At 33.3% G+C, this 16,674-nt stretch carries 19 protein-coding genes; 11 read left to right on the forward strand and 8 right to left on the reverse strand.

Going from position 1 to position 16,674, the window contains the following annotated elements; genetic code table 11:
* The first annotated feature begins 141 nt into the window (after positions 1-141).
* The 8 genes from DR980_RS12150 (at position 142) to DR980_RS12185 (ending at position 6,676) form a co-directional block, all read left to right on the forward strand.
* A complete protein-coding gene (locus DR980_RS12150) occupies positions 142-459 on the forward strand; it encodes a 2Fe-2S iron-sulfur cluster-binding family protein (RefSeq protein WP_073205174.1) in 318 nt (105 codons plus the stop codon).
* A gap of 89 nt (positions 460-548) precedes the next feature.
* Positions 549-911 (forward strand): S-adenosylmethionine decarboxylase family protein, encoded by a 363-nt coding sequence (locus tag DR980_RS12155; protein ID WP_113636518.1) that lies wholly within the window; start codon positions 549-551, stop codon positions 909-911.
* A 2-nt stretch (positions 912-913) separates the two neighbouring features.
* Positions 914-2,140, forward strand: coding sequence for a DUF4178 domain-containing protein (locus DR980_RS12160; RefSeq protein ID WP_113636520.1), 1,227 nt, complete (start codon positions 914-916; stop codon positions 2,138-2,140).
* Positions 2,141-2,144: 4 nt separating this feature from the next.
* The gene (locus DR980_RS12165) at positions 2,145-2,330 is read left to right on the forward strand and encodes a hypothetical protein (protein ID WP_113636522.1); all 186 of its coding nucleotides are present in this window, start codon (positions 2,145-2,147) and stop codon (positions 2,328-2,330) included.
* Between the two features lie 20 nt (positions 2,331-2,350).
* Positions 2,351-2,566: a DUF350 domain-containing protein gene (locus tag DR980_RS12170; protein WP_113636524.1), complete on the forward strand. Its 216-nt coding sequence runs from the start codon at positions 2,351-2,353 to the stop codon at positions 2,564-2,566.
* Positions 2,559-4,076, forward strand: a complete 1,518-nt coding sequence (locus tag DR980_RS12175) for a polyamine aminopropyltransferase (protein WP_113636526.1) — start codon at positions 2,559-2,561, stop codon at positions 4,074-4,076. Before DR980_RS12170 ends, DR980_RS12175 begins: the two co-directional genes overlap by 8 nt.
* Positions 4,054-5,679: an NAD(P)/FAD-dependent oxidoreductase gene (locus DR980_RS12180; protein WP_113636528.1), complete on the forward strand. Its 1,626-nt coding sequence runs from the start codon at positions 4,054-4,056 to the stop codon at positions 5,677-5,679. Before DR980_RS12175 ends, DR980_RS12180 begins: the two co-directional genes overlap by 23 nt.
* Positions 5,660-6,676, forward strand: a complete 1,017-nt coding sequence (locus DR980_RS12185) for a hypothetical protein (RefSeq protein WP_113636530.1) — start codon at positions 5,660-5,662, stop codon at positions 6,674-6,676. Before DR980_RS12180 ends, DR980_RS12185 begins: the two co-directional genes overlap by 20 nt.
* Before the next feature lie 107 nt (positions 6,677-6,783).
* Here the strand turns inward: DR980_RS12185 and DR980_RS12190 are convergent, their stop codons facing one another.
* The 4 genes from DR980_RS12190 to DR980_RS12205 form a co-directional block, all read right to left on the reverse strand.
* A complete protein-coding gene (locus tag DR980_RS12190; RefSeq protein ID WP_113636532.1) occupies positions 6,784-7,680 on the reverse strand; it encodes a serine/threonine protein phosphatase in 897 nt (298 codons plus the stop codon).
* Between the two features lie 81 nt (positions 7,681-7,761).
* The gene (locus DR980_RS12195; RefSeq protein WP_113636534.1) at positions 7,762-8,529 is read right to left on the reverse strand and encodes an SGNH/GDSL hydrolase family protein; all 768 of its coding nucleotides are present in this window, start codon (positions 8,527-8,529) and stop codon (positions 7,762-7,764) included.
* 63 nt (positions 8,530-8,592) lie between these two features.
* On the reverse strand, positions 8,593-9,375 hold the full coding sequence (locus DR980_RS12200) for a DUF3050 domain-containing protein (protein ID WP_113636536.1): 783 nt from the start codon (positions 9,373-9,375) through the stop codon (positions 8,593-8,595).
* A 92-nt stretch (positions 9,376-9,467) separates the two neighbouring features.
* Complete coding sequence (locus tag DR980_RS12205) at positions 9,468-10,646, reverse strand: acyl-CoA dehydrogenase family protein (protein ID WP_113636539.1); 1,179 nt, start codon at positions 10,644-10,646, stop codon at positions 9,468-9,470.
* Between the two features lie 327 nt (positions 10,647-10,973).
* Here DR980_RS12205 and DR980_RS12210 point away from each other — a divergent pair, with 327 nt between their 5' ends.
* On the forward strand, positions 10,974-12,275 hold the full coding sequence (locus tag DR980_RS12210) for a TlpA family protein disulfide reductase (protein ID WP_113636541.1): 1,302 nt from the start codon (positions 10,974-10,976) through the stop codon (positions 12,273-12,275).
* A gap of 56 nt (positions 12,276-12,331) precedes the next feature.
* On the opposite strand, the gene DR980_RS12215 is transcribed toward DR980_RS12210, so the two are convergent.
* From DR980_RS12215 to DR980_RS12225, 3 genes are all read right to left on the reverse strand, one after another.
* Positions 12,332-12,994: a tRNA1(Val) (adenine(37)-N6)-methyltransferase gene (locus DR980_RS12215; RefSeq protein WP_113636543.1), complete on the reverse strand. Its 663-nt coding sequence runs from the start codon at positions 12,992-12,994 to the stop codon at positions 12,332-12,334.
* A 143-nt stretch (positions 12,995-13,137) separates the two neighbouring features.
* The gene (gene rimM / locus DR980_RS12220; protein ID WP_113636545.1) at positions 13,138-13,662 is read right to left on the reverse strand and encodes a ribosome maturation factor RimM; all 525 of its coding nucleotides are present in this window, start codon (positions 13,660-13,662) and stop codon (positions 13,138-13,140) included.
* 15 nt (positions 13,663-13,677) lie between these two features.
* A complete protein-coding gene (locus tag DR980_RS12225) occupies positions 13,678-14,235 on the reverse strand; it encodes a 30S ribosomal protein S16 (protein WP_113636548.1) in 558 nt (185 codons plus the stop codon).
* Positions 14,236-14,433: 198 nt separating this feature from the next.
* On the opposite strand from DR980_RS12225, the gene DR980_RS12230 reads away from it, so the two are divergent.
* Positions 14,434-14,913 carry a DUF6252 family protein gene (locus tag DR980_RS12230; RefSeq protein WP_113636550.1) on the forward strand — a complete coding sequence of 160 codons (480 nt, stop codon included), beginning with the start codon at positions 14,434-14,436 and terminating at the stop codon, positions 14,911-14,913.
* Between the two features lie 153 nt (positions 14,914-15,066).
* Positions 15,067-15,429, forward strand: coding sequence for an RNA recognition motif domain-containing protein (locus DR980_RS12235; protein ID WP_066079550.1), 363 nt, complete (start codon positions 15,067-15,069; stop codon positions 15,427-15,429).
* Positions 15,430-15,590: 161 nt separating this feature from the next.
* Here DR980_RS12235 and leuB read toward each other — a convergent pair whose 3' ends face one another.
* Positions 15,591-16,652, reverse strand: coding sequence for a 3-isopropylmalate dehydrogenase (gene leuB / locus DR980_RS12240; protein ID WP_113636552.1), 1,062 nt, complete (start codon positions 16,650-16,652; stop codon positions 15,591-15,593).
* Positions 16,653-16,674 lie beyond the last annotated feature (22 nt).

Genomic DNA, 16,674 nt, shown 5'->3' on the forward strand with positions numbered 1-16,674 from the left:
AAAAAAGGCTCCTCAACATAACGAGTATTAGCCTTTTTTCTTAAAACGGTCGGGCTATCCGCGCTACTTCGGTAGCCAGCTGCTATCACTCACGCAAATTTGCAAACCCACAACATATAACGTATAACTCATAATTGATTTATGGATGTATTAATAAAAATTAAAGATAGAGAAGGAGTGGTGCATGAATTACAAGCTCCCACAGATATGGCCATGAACATCATGGAATTATGCAAAGCCTATGAGCTTCCTGTAGAAGGAACTTGTGGCGGAATGGCCATGTGTGCTTCTTGTCAATGTTATGTGCTAAATGATGTGCCCTTACCAGAAATGGGCGATGATGAAGAAGCGATGCTGTCCGAAGCATTCTACGTAAAGTCAAACAGTCGTTTGGGTTGTCAAATACCAATCACCGAAAGTCTCGAAGGATTAGAACTGGAGTTGGCTCCGGAAAATTAAAAAAAAAATCCCTTAATAGGGATTTTTTTTGTAATATAAATGCTATATATTCGCATTGTAGTATTAAGCAAATCAATTGACGTTTTTAAATGAATTCAAATTCTTACTCCCCTGGTTTACATAAACTAGTTACTCTTCAGGTTGATTCTATTGAAAAACTCACTGATAGCAAAGAATACATTGCTGTTACTAATCAAATTTTAGATAAATACGGATTAGAGCAAGTAGGTATAATAGTGCATGATTTTGATAATGACAGTTTTACTATTGCTGTTTGCCTAAAAGAATCACATATTTGTATTCACACTTGGCCGGAATTCAATCAGCTTACATTAGATGTTTATTTATGTAATTATTTACAAGATAATTCAGCAAAGGTCAAAGCTGTAACACAAGCGTATATGGATTATTTTGATGCAGTCATAATTAAAGATTTTGAGATAAACAGATAGGTATGGATGTTTCTTGTTATCAATGTAATACGGTTACTACTATAGATATTGGTTTTGAGGTCAAAAATTTTGTTTGCCCTAACTGCCAGAGTGTTTATATCTCAGACGCAAGCAAAGAATTACGCCGTGAAAGAGCATTCAATCACAAAATTCCGCATGTTGGTTTGCAAATTGGTCAAAAAGGAATTCTTAAAGGGATTGAATATATTGTAACTGGAATTCTTACAAAGAAAGTGTATGGAGCTTATTATTGGAATGAATATGTTCTGACTGATAAATTGAACAAGTTTGTGTTTCTGTCTGAGTCAGATGGGCATTGGATTTTTTTAAAAGAAATAGAAGATAAATTTGATGTTTCGAATCATCCTAAATTTCTAACTTACGAAGGAGTTGTGATGAATTTGTATGATTATACTGATGTTGAAATTGTTTCTGCTCAGGGTTTCTTTGATTTTGCACTACCAAAGAAAAAGACACACTCAACAGAATATATTAGTGTACCAAATATGATCTCTATTGAAAAAGATGGAGATACAGAGACGACTTATTTTGGAGAACATATAACTACAAAGGAAATTCGAAAAGGTTTTCCGTTTTTTACATTACCATCAAAAGTAGGAACAGGATTAGTACAACCCTTTTTCTTAAATGTAACGAATACTGCTATTATTTTTTGTATATTTTCTATTTTGATTCTGTTATCTCACTGGTTCATTTATAAAGATAAAGTAGAGAAACAGGTATTTTATAAAGATCTGACTGTTGATGCTTTTAATAATAAAGAGATTGTGAGTCCCTCATTTATATTAGAAGGAGGTTCTGCACCTATGACAATTGCGGTTAATTCAGGAGTGGATAATTCTTGGGCAAATGTGCAGGTTGCATTATTAAATGAAAAAACAAATGATGCGGTTTACGCCAGTAAAGATATCGAGTATTATCATGGATATACGGATGGCGAAAGCTGGAGTGAGGGAAATTCTTCGGAGGAGTTTAATATCTGTGGCGTTGCAGCCGGAAAATACCATTTGGTTATTACACCACAAAAAGCTCCTGAGGATTTACAAAATAATTCTTTGACAATAAAAGCAGTATGGGATCAGCCTTCAGGCAGAAATCGTTGGTTAACCATAATTTTCATGGCAGTTCTACTAGTTGCTCTCTACTATCTAAATGTCAATTTTGAACAAAAAAGATGGGAAGATTCAGATCATTCTCCTTATAATTAAAACTATGGATGAAGCATTAAAATTTTTGAAAAATAATGTGTTTTCAATTGCGATAGGATTGTTTGTTTATTCGGCATATTTGTTTTTCACATATTCAGGAAATAGAATCTGTGATTGTGAAACTACTGAAAAATACAGTTCCGGTCAAACTTTGGGTCGAAGACCAATAAATACTTTTTATCATAAATAACAATTTAAAACTACCTAATCATGGATATTCTTACATTAAAACCAATTTTCAATTCTATTATTTTTTCTCTTTTAGGAATCATTATATTATTGATTGCTTATTTTATTATTGAAAAATTGACTCCAGAAAACACTTGGAAAGAAGTGACACAGAAAAATAATATTGCTGTAGCCATTGTTTTTGGAGCCTTTATTATTGGGATTTCAATGATTATTAGCGCAGCTATTCATGGGTAAGAAGTTTTTAAAATTTGAATATTTACTTCTTTTCGCTGTATTTACTATTGCAACTTGTGGATTAGTCTATGAATTAGTAGCGGGTACTTTAGCAAGTTATCTTCTTGGAGATTCTGTAAAACAATTTTCATTTATCATTGGAGTATACCTCTTTTCGATGGGTGTGGGTTCTTATTTCTCAAAATTTCTCACAAAGAATATGCTCAACACTTTTGTTGAAATTGAGATTCTGGTTGGTTTAATAGGAGGATTGAGTTCTGTAGTGCTTTTCATGTTGTTTGAAAGCGTGTATTCCTTTCAGTTTATCCTTTACCTGTTGGTTTTTGTGACTGGTTGTTTGGTAGGACTGGAAATCCCCTTGTTAATGAATATCCTGAAAGATAAAGTCGAATTCAGAGATTTGGTATCTAATGTGTTTACCTTCGATTATATTGGAGCATTATTAGCATCCATATTATTTCCGCTTGTTTTAGTTCCTCAATTAGGAATCATGGGAACATCATTGTTCTTTGGGATGATTAATATTAGTATTGCTATTGCTTTGTGTTTCCTGTTAAAATCAGAACTCAAAAAAGTCTATTTGCTTAGAGCAAAAGCAATTGCGTCTTTTGTTTTGTTATTTGTTGTTTACTTGTTTTCAAATACTATTTTGTCGTATTCAGAAGGAAAAATGTATGGTGAAAATATTATTTATTCAAATTCGACTCAATATCAACGCATTGTTTTGACACACAACAAAAGTGATTATCGGTTGTATTTGAATAATAATCTTCAGTTCAGTTCCACAGATGAATACCGTTACCATGAGGCATTAGTACATCCTGCCATGTCAATGGCAAAGCAAGTAGATAATGTATTAGTTCTTGGTGGAGGCGATGGATTGGCAGTTCGTGAGATATTAAAATATGAAGAAGTTAAAAATGTTACCATTGTAGATTTAGATGAAGGCATGACAAAATTGTTTAAAACAAATAAAATTCTAACCGATTTTAATCATAACTCTCTTAATAATTCCAAAGTAAAAGTCTATAATCAGGATGCTTTTATATGGGCTAAAAACAGTAAATCTAAGTTTGATGTAGTAATTATAGATTTTCCGGATCCATCAAATTATAGTTTAGGGAAACTATATTCCTTGAATTTTTACAGTACTTTAAAAGGTATTCTTGCTTCTGATGCAGTAGTGGTGGTGCAGACTACTTCTCCTTATTTTGCGCCAAAATCTTTTTGGTGTATTAATAAAACTTTAATGGATATTTTTCCTCAAGTCGATGCCTATCACGCTTATGTTCCGTCATTTGGTGAATGGGGTTTCTCCATCGCAATGAATGGTTTCGAAACTAATTTCAACAAAGTTAACAGACAAGTTGAAGGATTGCGCTTTTATAATTTCCAGTTTGATAAATTCAATTATTTTTCCAAAGATATGATTTCAAAAGACATTGAAATTAATCGTTTGGACAATCAAATTCTAGTACGTTATTTCGATGAAGAGTGGGGAAAATTATAGTTATTCCAGGCGTTTTTTTCTAAAAGGTATTGCTACTTCCTTACTTGTGATTCCATTTTTGCAATCGTGTCAAGAAAAAGTAATTACTTTATTGATACGTTTGTCAGGGACAAATCATATTTTAGGACATCGGTTGCGGGTTAAAAACTTTCCAAAACCTTCTAGTCAAATCCATATTCCATACTTAATTGTTGGTGGAGGAATCTCTGGTTTAAGCGCAGCGCGTCAATTTTCAAAAAAAGGAATCAATGATTTTTTATTGATAGAATTAGAAAGTCATTTGGGAGGAAATTCCTCAAATGGGGAGAATAAATATTCTAAATTTCCATTGGGAGCTCATTACTTGCCACTTCCTAATAAACAAGATGCAGCATTGCTTCAGTTTCTTGAAGAAGAGAAAATAATCATAGGATATGATTCAAAAGGATTTCCAAAATTTGATGAGGAACAACTTACGTTTGCACCTGACGAACGTTTGTTTTATAAAAATAATTGGCAAGAAGGATTAATTCCTAAAATTGGAAACGCTGCAGAAGATGATATTCAATTCAAGAAGTTCTTTTTAAAAATGGATACTTTCCGTACAGGAAAAGGTGCAGATGGCAAATATTTTTTTGATATTCCGCTATCACTATCTTCCAGTGAAGCTACTATCCGAGCTTTTGATACAATTACAATGCAACAATGGTTCGAGGAGGAAGGATTCAATTCGAAGCCACTATTCGATTACATAGATTATTGCTGTAGGGATGATTTTGGGTTGGGAATTAGTTACGTTTCTGCTTGGGCAGGAATTCATTATTTCGCAGCAAGAAAGCAAGATAGCACACAAGACAATAAGGATAATGTACTTACGTGGCCGGAAGGTAATGCCAGATTAGCCCATCATTTGCAAAAATATGCTGAAAATAAAACGCTGAAAAATCATTTAGTTTATGAAGTAAAAAGTATAGATGGAAAAGTTGTAGCCACTGTTTTTGACGCGGATAAAAAATTAACAATAGAAATAATTGCTGATAGAGTGATTATGGCTACGCCGCAATTTGTGAATCAATATTTAATTAGAAACAGAAAAATCATGACTCAAAATTTTCATTACGCTCCATGGCTTTTGGCAACTTTGGTTGTTTCTGATTTGGCGGATAATGGTAACTATCCTTTGTGTTGGGATAATGTGATATATGGTGCAAATGGGTTAGGTTATATTTATGACCAACACCAATCCTTGCAACAAGTACAGTCCAAAAAAGTAATTACATACTATTATAGTTTTTCATCTTCAGATGTAAAGAAAAGCAGAAAGGATTTGTATCAAAAGAAAAGTACATATTGGAAACAATTAGTCTTTGATGATTTAAAAATTGCACATCCCAATATTGAAAGTGTTACAGAAGAAATAAATATTCATCTTTTAGGACACGGAATGATTAGTCCTGTCCCTGGTTTTATTTTTGGAAAACATAAGAAAGAAGCATCACAAAATATTGAAGGCAAAATTTTCTTTGCACATTCAGATTTGTCTGGAATTTCAATTTTTGAAGAAGCATTTCATCAAGGTATTAATATTGTAAATCAAATAATAGATGGCTCAACCTTGGATTGATAAAGCAAAAACAGATGGTTTTTTTATTTTAGCACCTTCGTTTTTTGTTACTGCTGTTGTATTTTTGTTTCATGATAAATTGAACGTTATTGAGGCTAAATATTCTTTTTATACCTGGCTTTTTTTAATCGTTTTTATAGATGTAGCACATGTTTATGCTACATTATTTAAAACCTATTTCGTTCGTGAAGAGTTTAAAAAAAGAAGTAAATTACTCATTGTACTGCCGATAGTTTGTTTTGTTGTCGGGATAATTCTTTTCAGTTTAGGTAGTGTTGTTTTTTGGTCAGTTTTGGCATACATAGCTGTTTTTCATTTTATAAGACAGCAATATGGTTTTATGCGTCTTTATTCTAGAAAAGAAGTTAAAACAAATTGCAGTGTTGCTATTGATAATTTAATTATTTATTCGGCTACAGTTTACCCAATGTTGTATTGGTTTTTTTCTTCACCTCGAGCATACAATTGGTTTACTGAAAAAGATTTTATTCGATTTGAAAATCAATTATTACTAGGGATTCTGGGCTGGATTTATGGACTGATTGTAATCTTTTATATTGTAAGAACAATTTATAAAAGTATTAAGGAAAGGTATTTTAATATTCCTAAAAATACAATTATTACAGGTACTTTTTTGTCATGGTATTTTGGTATTGTATATTTTAATAGTGATTTAGTTTTTACTTTACTTAATGTAGTTTCTCACGGTATACCATATATAGCGTTGATTTATCTTAATGAAATAGATAAGAAATCGGAACGTGATTTAGGAATTTTAAATTATGTAAAAGGAGTCAGAGGTTTTTTTGTCTTTATAGCATTTTTATTGATGATTGCTTTTTTTGAAGAGTATGTTTGGGAGGTATTTGTTTGGAATGAACAATTTTCATGGAACAATTCTGATTTTTCAAATTGGCAAGTATTCCTTGTTCCTTTGTTTACCATACCGCAGTTTACCCATTATATTTTGGATGGATTCATATGGAAATCAAAATAGAGAATTTAGTTTGTAAATACCAATCACCGAAAGTCTCGAAGGATTAGAACTGGAGTTGGCTCCGGAAAATTAATGATCAAGCGTTTGTTCTTAGCAAACGCTTTTTTTTATTTATAATCCTTAAGATTTGTTGGGCCTTCAAGGACTTCCCTAACAACTTGAAGGATGCCATTTTCTTTCGTGTCAATGGACCATTTTATCAATGTGATTGTTCCGTTTACGATCTCGATACCAGTAATACTTCTTGGATGTACGCAGCTCCCATCATTGAAATAAGGCGTGGTGTTCTGACTTGGATAGGAAAAACTGGGACGATGCGTATGTCCTACAATGGTTATTTTACGATTATTGTTTTCAATCCATTTTTTAATTCGGAGTTCGATTTTTATTCGTTCCACATAATTTTTGGCGGGACTTGTAGGATCTGATATTCCCCAAATTTGGAGCGGTTTCCATAATAGACGTACCATAAATCTGTTGATTTTCCAACCCACATAATTCATGAAATCAGCTTGATGTCCATGAGTCAAAAATAGTTCCTGCTTAGTTTCCTGATGAACTAAAACAATAGCTTCATGGCATTTTATGCCGGTAAATAAAGGTTCAATTCTGTCGTTCTGTGTATTTGTATAGGTTGTAAGTGTTTTTGCTACATGATCTTTATCCCGAAAAGTCATTTCATGATTTCCCCAAATTTTATGATATCTATTTGAATCATGGAACTTCTTTAGTAAAAGATAAACGTTTTTGTGCGCTTCAAAGATGGTTTTAAAAAAAATATTCTCCCATAATTCATCTCCGTCACCCAATTCACAATATGAAAAACCATCATTGTAATATTGAGTCATTGCATGAAAGTATACGTTTCGATTGCTTGCAAAGTCATCCGCAAAACTGTTATCGCTTCTGTGACAGTCACTAAAAAGAATGAATTTGGATTGGTCGTCAAAAGGAATCCTTTCAGCTTCTTTATAGGCTTTTGTTAATCGTTCTTGAGAAGACATTTGTTTGTTTTAAAAAAATAAAGATATATAAAAACTCTAATTAAAGCGGTTTTATAGCATAACTTATTTAGAAAGGAGTTTTTATTTTTGTATTGCTACAGCTGCTTTTGGCAGGATACGTTCCACAAATAAAGAGTAGACTGATTCTGAAGGATGAAGTCCATCTTGGGCTACAAGATTAGAATTTGTTAAACCTTGTCTCGTGATATCTGTGATATTTATAAATTCAATTGTGTTGTCATTGCAATACTTTTTGGCGAAAGCATTATATTCATCAATTTCCTTGGAAATTCTGGATGGATTTCCTGATCCTTGGCCAAAAGGGGTATAGGCATAATCTGGTATCGAAACTACAATGACATTGTTTTTATCTCCTTTTGCAAAAGCAATAGCTTTACTAACTAATTCAGGAAACTCTTTCTGGTATAAAGTAAAAGGTTTGTTTTGATATTGATTGTTTACACCAATTAGTAAGGTAACCAAGTCATAATCTGAGTTTGGATTCTGTAAATCAATCGCCGAAATTAAGTTGGTGGTTGTCCATCCTGTTTGTGCAATAAGTTTTATTGGATAGGTGTTATTTGGATTCAAGTTCCTTAGGCTTTTCCTCAGTTGTTCCGGAAATCTGCATGTTTCGCATACGCTTTGTCCGATTGTGTAACTGTCTCCAAGAGCTAAATAGCTAAAGGTTTGATTTTGTGTTTGTGGAACGGTTACGGATACAGGATTGGGTGTAGGGTTTGGTAATAGCGGTACCGGATTTGTTTCGGGAATTGGGTTTTCTGTGCTGCAACTTGCAATAAAAAACAGTAAAAAGAACGCAACTATTATTTGGAATTGTTTTTTCATTATTTTGAAATTAGATTTAATACATTTCTAAATAATAGTTACATTTAATTGGGTGTGTTGGATTTACGCCAATGCAACATTCATAGTAATTGTTTCTTCGATTGCATCCCAAAGACCGATGCGTTTTTCTAAGGCTAATTTTGAAACCTCTTCTACATCAGACCATTTTTGCGCATCAGTTCCACAAAGTTCTGTGATCATTTTCATAGCCATCGGGCCGTGTTCGTCAGCATCTAATTCGATGTGTCTTTCAAAATAGTAAATGAGTTTACTCAAGTCCGTTTCTGGGAAATTTGCTTGAAAGTTTTTCAAGATTTCGGTGAACATACTTGGAATCAAATCTTCTCTTCCAAAAGTAAAAGCGGCGGCGATTTCATGAGATTTTCCTTCTTCAATAACTCTGAAAGTAAAATCTAAGAAAGCTTTTATGTTAGGGTGTAAATTGCTTTTTTTGATGGCAACAAATATGTTTTTAAGCGAATCTACTTCGGATAAAAAATCTTCAATTCCAGCGGTGTTTGCCCCACAAGCTTTCATTGCTTCAATGTACATTTCGTAATGACTGGAACGGTTTCCGTCTAGTGTTAAATCAGACTCTTCGGCAAGGACTATTTCATTTATCAAATATCTGGTTTGAGGATTTTGAGTTGCAAACCATGGAGTTGTTGTGCAAGTCAACTTAGATTGTAGTGCTTTTAATAACGACATGAAATCCCAAACGGCATAAACATGATTTTCTAAAAAACACTGTAAATCTTCAATGGTTCTAACTTTTTTGTATAAAGAATGTTGTAACAATAGTTCTTTTTGGGGCTGAATGCTATTGTTGATTGTTTCAATATTCATAGGTGGTATTTTTTATGTAAATATAAAAAAGCTTCCTGTTTCCAAGAAGCTTTTTCTATCAATTTTACAAATACTTTAATAATCGTTTACTACTATTTAAAAGCTGGAATTCCAGTAATATCCATTCCTGTAATCAACAGATGAATATCATGTGTGCCTTCATAAGTAATCACGGATTCTAAATTCATCATGTGACGCATGATAGAATATTCTCCGGTAATTCCCATCCCGCCTAACATTTGTCTGGCTTCGCGGGCAATATGAATCGCCATATCTACATTATTTCTTTTTGCCATTGAGATCTGAGCCGTTGTAGCTTTTCCTTCATTTCTCAAAACACCCAGACGCCAAGTCAATAATTGTGCTTTGGTGATTTCAGTAATCATTTCGGCCAATTTCTTTTGTTGCAATTGCGTTCCTGCAATCGGTTTGTCAAACTGAATTCTTTCTTTTGCATAACGTAATGCTGTGTCATAACAATCCATTGCTGCTCCAATTGCACCCCAGGCAATTCCGTAACGCGCTGAATCAAGGCAGCCAAGTGGCGCTCCTAATCCAGATTTATTGGGTAATAAGTTTTCTTTTGGCACTTTTACATTGTCAAAAATCAGTTCTCCAGTTGAAGACGCACGAAGCGACCATTTGTTATGGGTTTCCGGCGTGGTAAAACCTTCCATTCCGCGTTCTACAATTAAACCGTGAATTCTTCCCTCTTCATTTTTTGCCCAAACAATTGCGATATCTGCAAAGGGAGCATTTGAAATCCACATTTTGGCACCATTCAATAAATAATGATCTCCCATATCTTTAAAGTTGGTAATCATACTTCCTGGATCTGAACCGTAATTCGGTTCCGTTAATCCAAAACAGCCCATGTATTCGCCAGTGGCTAACTTTGGTAAATATTTTACGCGTTGCTCTTCATTTCCGTATTTCCAGATTGGATACATTACCAAAGAGGATTGTACAGATGAAGTGGAACGAACTCCAGAATCTCCACGTTCAATCTCCTGCATAATTAAACCATAGGATATTTGATCAAGACCAGCTCCTCCATATTCCTCAGGAATGTAAGGGCCAAATCCTCCAATTTCGCCTAAACCTTTTATGATTTGTTTTGGAAATTCCGCTTTTTGAGCATATTCTTCTATGATAGGAGAAACTTCTTTTTTTACCCACGCACGTGCGGAGTCGCGCACTAGTTTGTGTTCTTCGGTTAGTAAGTCGTCTAGTAAGTAATAATCTGGAGATTGAAATAAGTCTGGTTTCATGGATGTTAATTTTAATGTATTGCAAATTTACATAAAGAAATATAACAAAAGCATTAACAAATGTTATATTTTTACGAATTCGATTTGTTTTGTAATGAATTCGAGTGTCTAAAGTACAACTAAAGGTTCAATTAAATAGGAAACTATGAAATTTTGGGAATTGGTATAAAAACAACTTTTATACCTCTTGGAAAAAAATCATTTGTTATTTTGACAATCATAAATTTGTAGGTTTGTATATTGGTAAAATTCTGTAATTTATACCTAATTTGCTAATGATTAGAATCAAATTATTGCATTTCAATAACTAAAAAGTTGCCCTTAAGCATGGATATGAAATTAAAGCGAATTACAGTAATTCTATTTGGTTTGTTAGCACAAGTCTCAATTTCTCAAACAAAGCAAATAAAATTAAAGTTAACAAGTAATGCTGACACCTTTAACCTAAATCAACATGAGTTGGATTTAAGACCTTTGTCCTATACTGATAATTTCATAGGGATCCCTCTGCTAGATTCCTTAAGATTTCATTTCGTGGCAATTGATTATGTTCAAAATACTTTCGATCTGCTTAAAAATAATAAAATCGAAAAGAAAAGAGTGCTTGAATATTTTAGAAAATTAAAAATAGATACGCTAACCCTATCGCAAAAGAAAATTGATCAAGAACTAATTATACTAATAGGGTTTAAAAAGAATAAACAAATACTAATTGCAGATACCAATAAGAATAAGGATTTTAGTGATGAAATTAAATATGAATATGAAGTAAATCAAAATGCTGACGAGGAAGCTTTGGTGAATAGTTATTTACCTCCGGTTTATAAATTTGAGTATTTTGAAAATAATCAAATTAAAAATTTTGAAAGAAAGTTTGTTTTAAAACCTGATAGAGAGAATGCAATAGCCCAAAAGATTAGTAAAGAAGATATTCCTTATTTATCCTTTATTAAATTTGTAGATGCTTGGGTAGGGAAAGTAGATGATTATGAGTTTTATTTTTCTGATTTTTATGCTAAAAGTCAATTCTATGTTAAAGATAAAAACACTAATTTTTCGGAAGATTTTGTTTTTAATAATCAGTACAAATATTCCTTTAATGATACAATTACTATCAATAATTCACATTACACCATTAAAAGACAGTCTAAAATGGATTCATTGTATCTAAGTCCAATCAAAAAAGGGTCTATAAAACGATTTGCAATTGATAATAAAATACCGTTAAATTATTCTTTTAAAGATTTAGACAACAATAATTTTATTCTAAAAGATGTTTTAAAAGATAAGGATTTTTTACTTTTAGAATTTTGGGGTACTTGGTGCGGTCCTTGTCTTAAATTTAATCCACTACTTAGAGAATTCTATAATTTAAACGAAAAAAAAATAAGTATTCTTGGTATTGCTGTTGATAAATCAAATGAAAAAGTATTAGAATATGTGAAAAGAAATAATGTCAAATGGCAGCAAGCATTTATGAAATTAAGTAGCAGAAATAATTTTATAGAGCAACTAAATATAAAAACATATCCAACAGTCGTTTTGCTAAATAAAAGAGGTGAAATTAAATTTGTCGGTGCTGGAGATAAGATTTCCTTAGAGTTGATTGCTAAAATAATTCAAAAATAGTTTGCGTTTTGGTGTTACATTTATTTAGAATCTTTTATTGTTCGGTTTTATGATACTTACATCTTCAAGTAAAAATCCTTAGTCAATTCAATGTATTCGGGAGTGTATTGATGTCTTGAAGTTTCAATTATTAATTCATCAATTATAAAATTCACATTTTCATTTCGGCTAAAAGCCAATAAACTGCGTTTGATTTCTGTAGTTGGAGTTCCTTTTACGTGAGTGATTTTTAAAGGATATAATTCATAATCTTTGGCTAAAGCCAAGAAATTTTGCTCTTCTTTGTAAGGAATGATTACAGCGAATATTCCGTTTTCCGAAAGTAATAAATCAGCAGCCTCAATCAAATCTTCAAAAGGCATCGCGTCAGCAAAACGGGCTAAATCTCTTTGTTCGGTTGCAGATTTAAAATTATCGGTATAAAATGGGGGATTGGAAACAATTAAATCGTACTCGTCTTCCGGTTCTTCTACAAATTCATCTAAACCGGCATGAAAACAGAATAAGCGATCACTCCAAGGGGAGTTTTCAAAATTATCTACGGATTGCTCATAAGCTTCTTCGTCGATTTCCAAAGCGTCAATTTGTTCCGCGTTACTTCTTTGTGCAAGCATTAAAGCGATTATTCCAGTTCCGGCTCCAATATCTAAAATGCTAAAAGGATTGTTTTCAATTGGTGTCCAAGCACCCAATAAAACGCCGTCGGTTCCAATTTTCATGGCACAACGATCTTGTTCTACTGAAAATTGTTTGAATTGGAATTTAGACAACTTAGATTTTTTAGAATATTAGACAACTTAGATTTTTTCTAAAGTCGCAGACGTTTCTAATAATCTAAAAGCGCAGCGAATCTAAAAATCTTTTAAAGATACATTTCAATAAGTCCTTCTGGTAAATCCATGATGACTTTTTTGTTTTCCCGGTCAATTTTCACAAGGAAATGGTCAATCATAGGAATAAGGATTTCTACTTCACCGTTTAAAACTTCAAAAAGAGGTTGGGCAGTAGTATCATTTATCGATTCGATTTTTCCAACAATACCAAGACGTTTGTCTTCCACTTCAAAACCAATTACTTCATGGAAGTAGAATTTGTTGCCGGTAAGTTTTGGCAACATATTTAAAGGAAGATAAATGGCATTGCCTATAATGGCATCAGCAGCTTCCTCGGTATTCATATCTTCAAAACTAATTCTAAGGAAATCGTTTTTGTGCAGCGAACTGCTTTCAATAAAAAAAGGAACCAAGTGTTTGTTGCATTCAACAAACACTGATTCCAAGTTTTCGTATAACTCAGGTTCGTCCGTGTCTAAATAGGCAAGAACTTCTCCTTTGAAACTAAATTTTTTAGCGATTTTACCTAAGTAGAAACAATCTTCTTTACGCATCTTCGCCTTCTAAAATTATGCTTCAGTTGTTTCGTTATTTTCTTCTGCAGCAGGAGCTTCTTCAGCTTCAACTTCAGCAACTTCTTCAACAGCTGGTGTTGCAGCAGCGATAGCGTCAGCTTCTGCTTGAGCAGCTGCAGCTAAACGTTTAGCGTTAACATCTTGTTCTGCTTTGAAAGCTTTTGCTTTATCAGCAGCTTGAGCTTTAGTCAAACCTTCTTTTTTAGCATCCACTTTTCCAGCTTTAGCTTCTAACCAAGTAGCTAATTTTGCATCAGCTTGTTCTTGAGTTAAAGCTCCTTTACGGATACCTCCATCAAGGTGGTGTTTCAATAAAGCACCTTTGTAAGAAAGAATTGCTTTAGCAGTATCAGTAGGTTGAGCACCATTGTGCAACCATTTTACTGCGCTATCAAGGTTTAATTCGATAGTTGCTGGGTTAGTATTTGGATTGTAAGTACCGATTTTCTCTAAGTATTTACCATCTCTTTTTGAGCGAGCATCTGCTGCTACAACCCAGTAAAAAGGTTTTTGTTTTTTACCGTGTCTTTGTAATCTAATTTTTACTGACATAATCTTGTGATTAAATTTTGAGGTACTCGACCTCGATTAATTAAGGGTGCAAAGATACATCTTTTATCGATAAATGCTAATTCGATATGTATTTTAATGAATAGTAAAGGGTTAAGTCGATTTTGATTGGATTTTCTTTAATGAAATTCTAGTTTTTACGCTTTATTGCCTTATTTTTGTTAGTTCAAAAGAGTTTTTATGAAAAAATATTTGATATTTCTGATAGTGATTTTTACTGCGCTTTCTTGTGAGGAAGATGTGAGTTTTAACAATCCTTCGTTTCAAGGTATGAAAGACAATGTGTTTTGGAGAGCAGTTGACTCTAAAGCTTTCTTGGGTTCTGATGGTTCTTTGATAATTGAAGGATATACTGGAAGTGAGGTTTTAACTTTAAGAACCACTTCTACAACCGCTCAAAGATATCCCTTGGGCACCAGTAATTCTAAAACAGCCGTTTATGTATTGACTGTTGGCGCGGATGAAATTTCATTTACAACTGGAATTGGGATTGGCAGCGGTGAAATTGTTATCACTGAGTATGATGATGTGAATAATACCGTATCTGGAACATTTAAATTTAACGCAGAAAATGCAGATGGCAATCCGTTAGCAGGTGATGTTTTGAATTTTCAACAGGGCGTTTTTTATAAGGTTCCAATAAGTGCGCAAGTTCCATAAACTATGATAAATTAGAGTATTAAATTACAAAACTCAGATGTTTTGTTAGAATCATTTTAGTTGAGGATTTAAAATAAAATCATAAATAAGCTAATATATAGTAGATTAGAAAAAAAATGCAGTACATTTGTTGTATTATTTAAATAAGTACATATGAATATTTTTGTTGGAAGCCTTCCATTCAGTATTGAGGAAGCAGATTTAAGAGAGTCTTTCGAGGCTTACGGAGCAGTTGATTCAGTTAAAATTATTACTGATAAATTTACTGGAAGAAGTAAAGGATTTGGTTTTGTTGAGATGCCAAATGATGACGAAGCTCAAAAAGCAATTGACGAATTGAACGGAGCTACTGTTCAAGGACGTGCAATCGTAGTAAACAAATCTGAGCCTAAACCAGAAGGTGAAAGAAGAAGTTTTAACAATAACAGTCGTGGTGGAGATTCACGCGGTGGTTATGGTGGTGGAAACAGCCGTGGTGGAGAAAACCGTGGTGGTGGAAACAGAGGAGGATATTAATATTTTTTTCTAGCTATAAAAAAAGGTGTCAATGAAAATTGACACCTTTTTTATTGTTTATCATTTTGTTTAAAGCTGAGTAAAAGCTAAAAGGGAGTATTGTTTTTTAGGTTGTAATCTTAGCTATTACTCAATTTTTAAACAAATGAAACTTTTAAAATTTATAGATTAGCAACTAACCAGTCACCAACTTCACTAGTTTTGTATGCTTTTGAGTCTTTAGAAGCTAAATCCTCGGTTACAATTCCTTGTTCCAATGATTTGTTAACTACTGTTCTAATAGCTTCTGCTTCTTCTTTTAATCCAAAAGCATCTTCAAACATCATTGCAGCAGATAAAACGGTCGCTAACGGATTAGCTATATTCAATCCAGTTGCTTGTGGATATGATCCGTGAATAGGTTCGTATAATGAAGTATGTTCTCCAACAGATGCTGATGGCATTAATCCCATAGAACCTGATATTACAGAAGCTTCATCCGTTAAAATATCACCAAATAGATTCTCGGTAATCAAAACGTCATAAGAGTTTGGCCATTGTACCAACCGCATGGCAACCGCATCAACAAATTCATAGCTCACCTCCACCTCTGGATAGTCTTTTTCCATGGCTTGTACGGTTTCTCTCCACAATCTGGATGTTTCCATTACATTGGCTTTGTCCACACAACATAATTTTTTAGTTCGTGTCATTGCTAATTCAAAACCTTTTTTTGCTAAACGTTGTACTTCAGATCTGTTGTACGTACAGGTGTCAAAAGCTGTTTCGCCATCGTCTTTTCTTCCTTTTTCTCCAAAATATATTCCTCCAGTAAGTTCTCTTAAGAAAACCAAATCAGTTCCTTCAATGCGTTCTCTTTTTAAAGGAGAGTTGTCAATCAGAGATGGAAATGTAAAGGTTGGACGTACATTGGCAAACAAACCTAATTTTTTGCGCATCAATAATAAACCTTGTTCGGGTCTTACGGGCGCACTTGGGTCGTTATCGTATTTTGGATGTCCAATGGCTCCAAACAAAACAGCATCTGCTTTCATGCAAATTTCATGCGTTTCGTCAGGATAAGGAACTCCAACGGCATCAATGGCGCAAGCTCCTGTAAGAGCTGGCGTCCAAATGATTTCATGGTTGAATTTTTTTGCAATAGCATCCGAAACTTTTACAGCTTCATTGATTACTTCAGGTCCAATTCCGTCTCCGGCTAAAAGGGCTATGTTAAATTTCATTAGGTCTATTTTATATTAATGT

This window comes from Flavobacterium psychrolimnae (assembly GCF_003312425.1).
Taxonomy (GTDB): Bacteria; Bacteroidota; Bacteroidia; order Flavobacteriales; family Flavobacteriaceae; genus Flavobacterium; species Flavobacterium psychrolimnae.

Coding starts and splice junctions, on each gene's coding strand:
- DR980_RS12150 (WP_073205174.1), top strand. CDS start 142: ATGGATGTATTAATAAAAATTAAAGATAGAGAAGGAGTGGTGCATGAA.
- DR980_RS12155 (WP_113636518.1), top strand. CDS start 549: ATGAATTCAAATTCTTACTCCCCTGGTTTACATAAACTAGTTACTCTT.
- DR980_RS12160 (WP_113636520.1), top strand. CDS start 914: ATGGATGTTTCTTGTTATCAATGTAATACGGTTACTACTATAGATATT.
- DR980_RS12165 (WP_113636522.1), top strand. CDS start 2,145: ATGGATGAAGCATTAAAATTTTTGAAAAATAATGTGTTTTCAATTGCG.
- DR980_RS12170 (WP_113636524.1), top strand. CDS start 2,351: ATGGATATTCTTACATTAAAACCAATTTTCAATTCTATTATTTTTTCT.
- DR980_RS12175 (WP_113636526.1), top strand. CDS start 2,559: ATGGGTAAGAAGTTTTTAAAATTTGAATATTTACTTCTTTTCGCTGTA.
- DR980_RS12180 (WP_113636528.1), top strand. CDS start 4,054: ATGAAGAGTGGGGAAAATTATAGTTATTCCAGGCGTTTTTTTCTAAAA.
- DR980_RS12185 (WP_113636530.1), top strand. CDS start 5,660: ATGGCTCAACCTTGGATTGATAAAGCAAAAACAGATGGTTTTTTTATT.
- DR980_RS12190 (WP_113636532.1), bottom strand. CDS start 7,680: ATGTCTTCTCAAGAACGATTAACAAAAGCCTATAAAGAAGCTGAAAGG.
- DR980_RS12195 (WP_113636534.1), bottom strand. CDS start 8,529: ATGAAAAAACAATTCCAAATAATAGTTGCGTTCTTTTTACTGTTTTTT.
- DR980_RS12200 (WP_113636536.1), bottom strand. CDS start 9,375: ATGAATATTGAAACAATCAACAATAGCATTCAGCCCCAAAAAGAACTA.
- DR980_RS12205 (WP_113636539.1), bottom strand. CDS start 10,646: ATGAAACCAGACTTATTTCAATCTCCAGATTATTACTTACTAGACGAC.
- DR980_RS12210 (WP_113636541.1), top strand. CDS start 10,974: ATGGATATGAAATTAAAGCGAATTACAGTAATTCTATTTGGTTTGTTA.
- DR980_RS12215 (WP_113636543.1), bottom strand. CDS start 12,994: ATGAAAATTGGAACCGACGGCGTTTTATTGGGTGCTTGGACACCAATT.
- rimM (WP_113636545.1), bottom strand. CDS start 13,662: ATGCGTAAAGAAGATTGTTTCTACTTAGGTAAAATCGCTAAAAAATTT.
- DR980_RS12225 (WP_113636548.1), bottom strand. CDS start 14,235: ATGTCAGTAAAAATTAGATTACAAAGACACGGTAAAAAACAAAAACCT.
- DR980_RS12230 (WP_113636550.1), top strand. CDS start 14,434: ATGAAAAAATATTTGATATTTCTGATAGTGATTTTTACTGCGCTTTCT.
- DR980_RS12235 (WP_066079550.1), top strand. CDS start 15,067: ATGAATATTTTTGTTGGAAGCCTTCCATTCAGTATTGAGGAAGCAGAT.
- leuB (WP_113636552.1), bottom strand. CDS start 16,652: ATGAAATTTAACATAGCCCTTTTAGCCGGAGACGGAATTGGACCTGAA.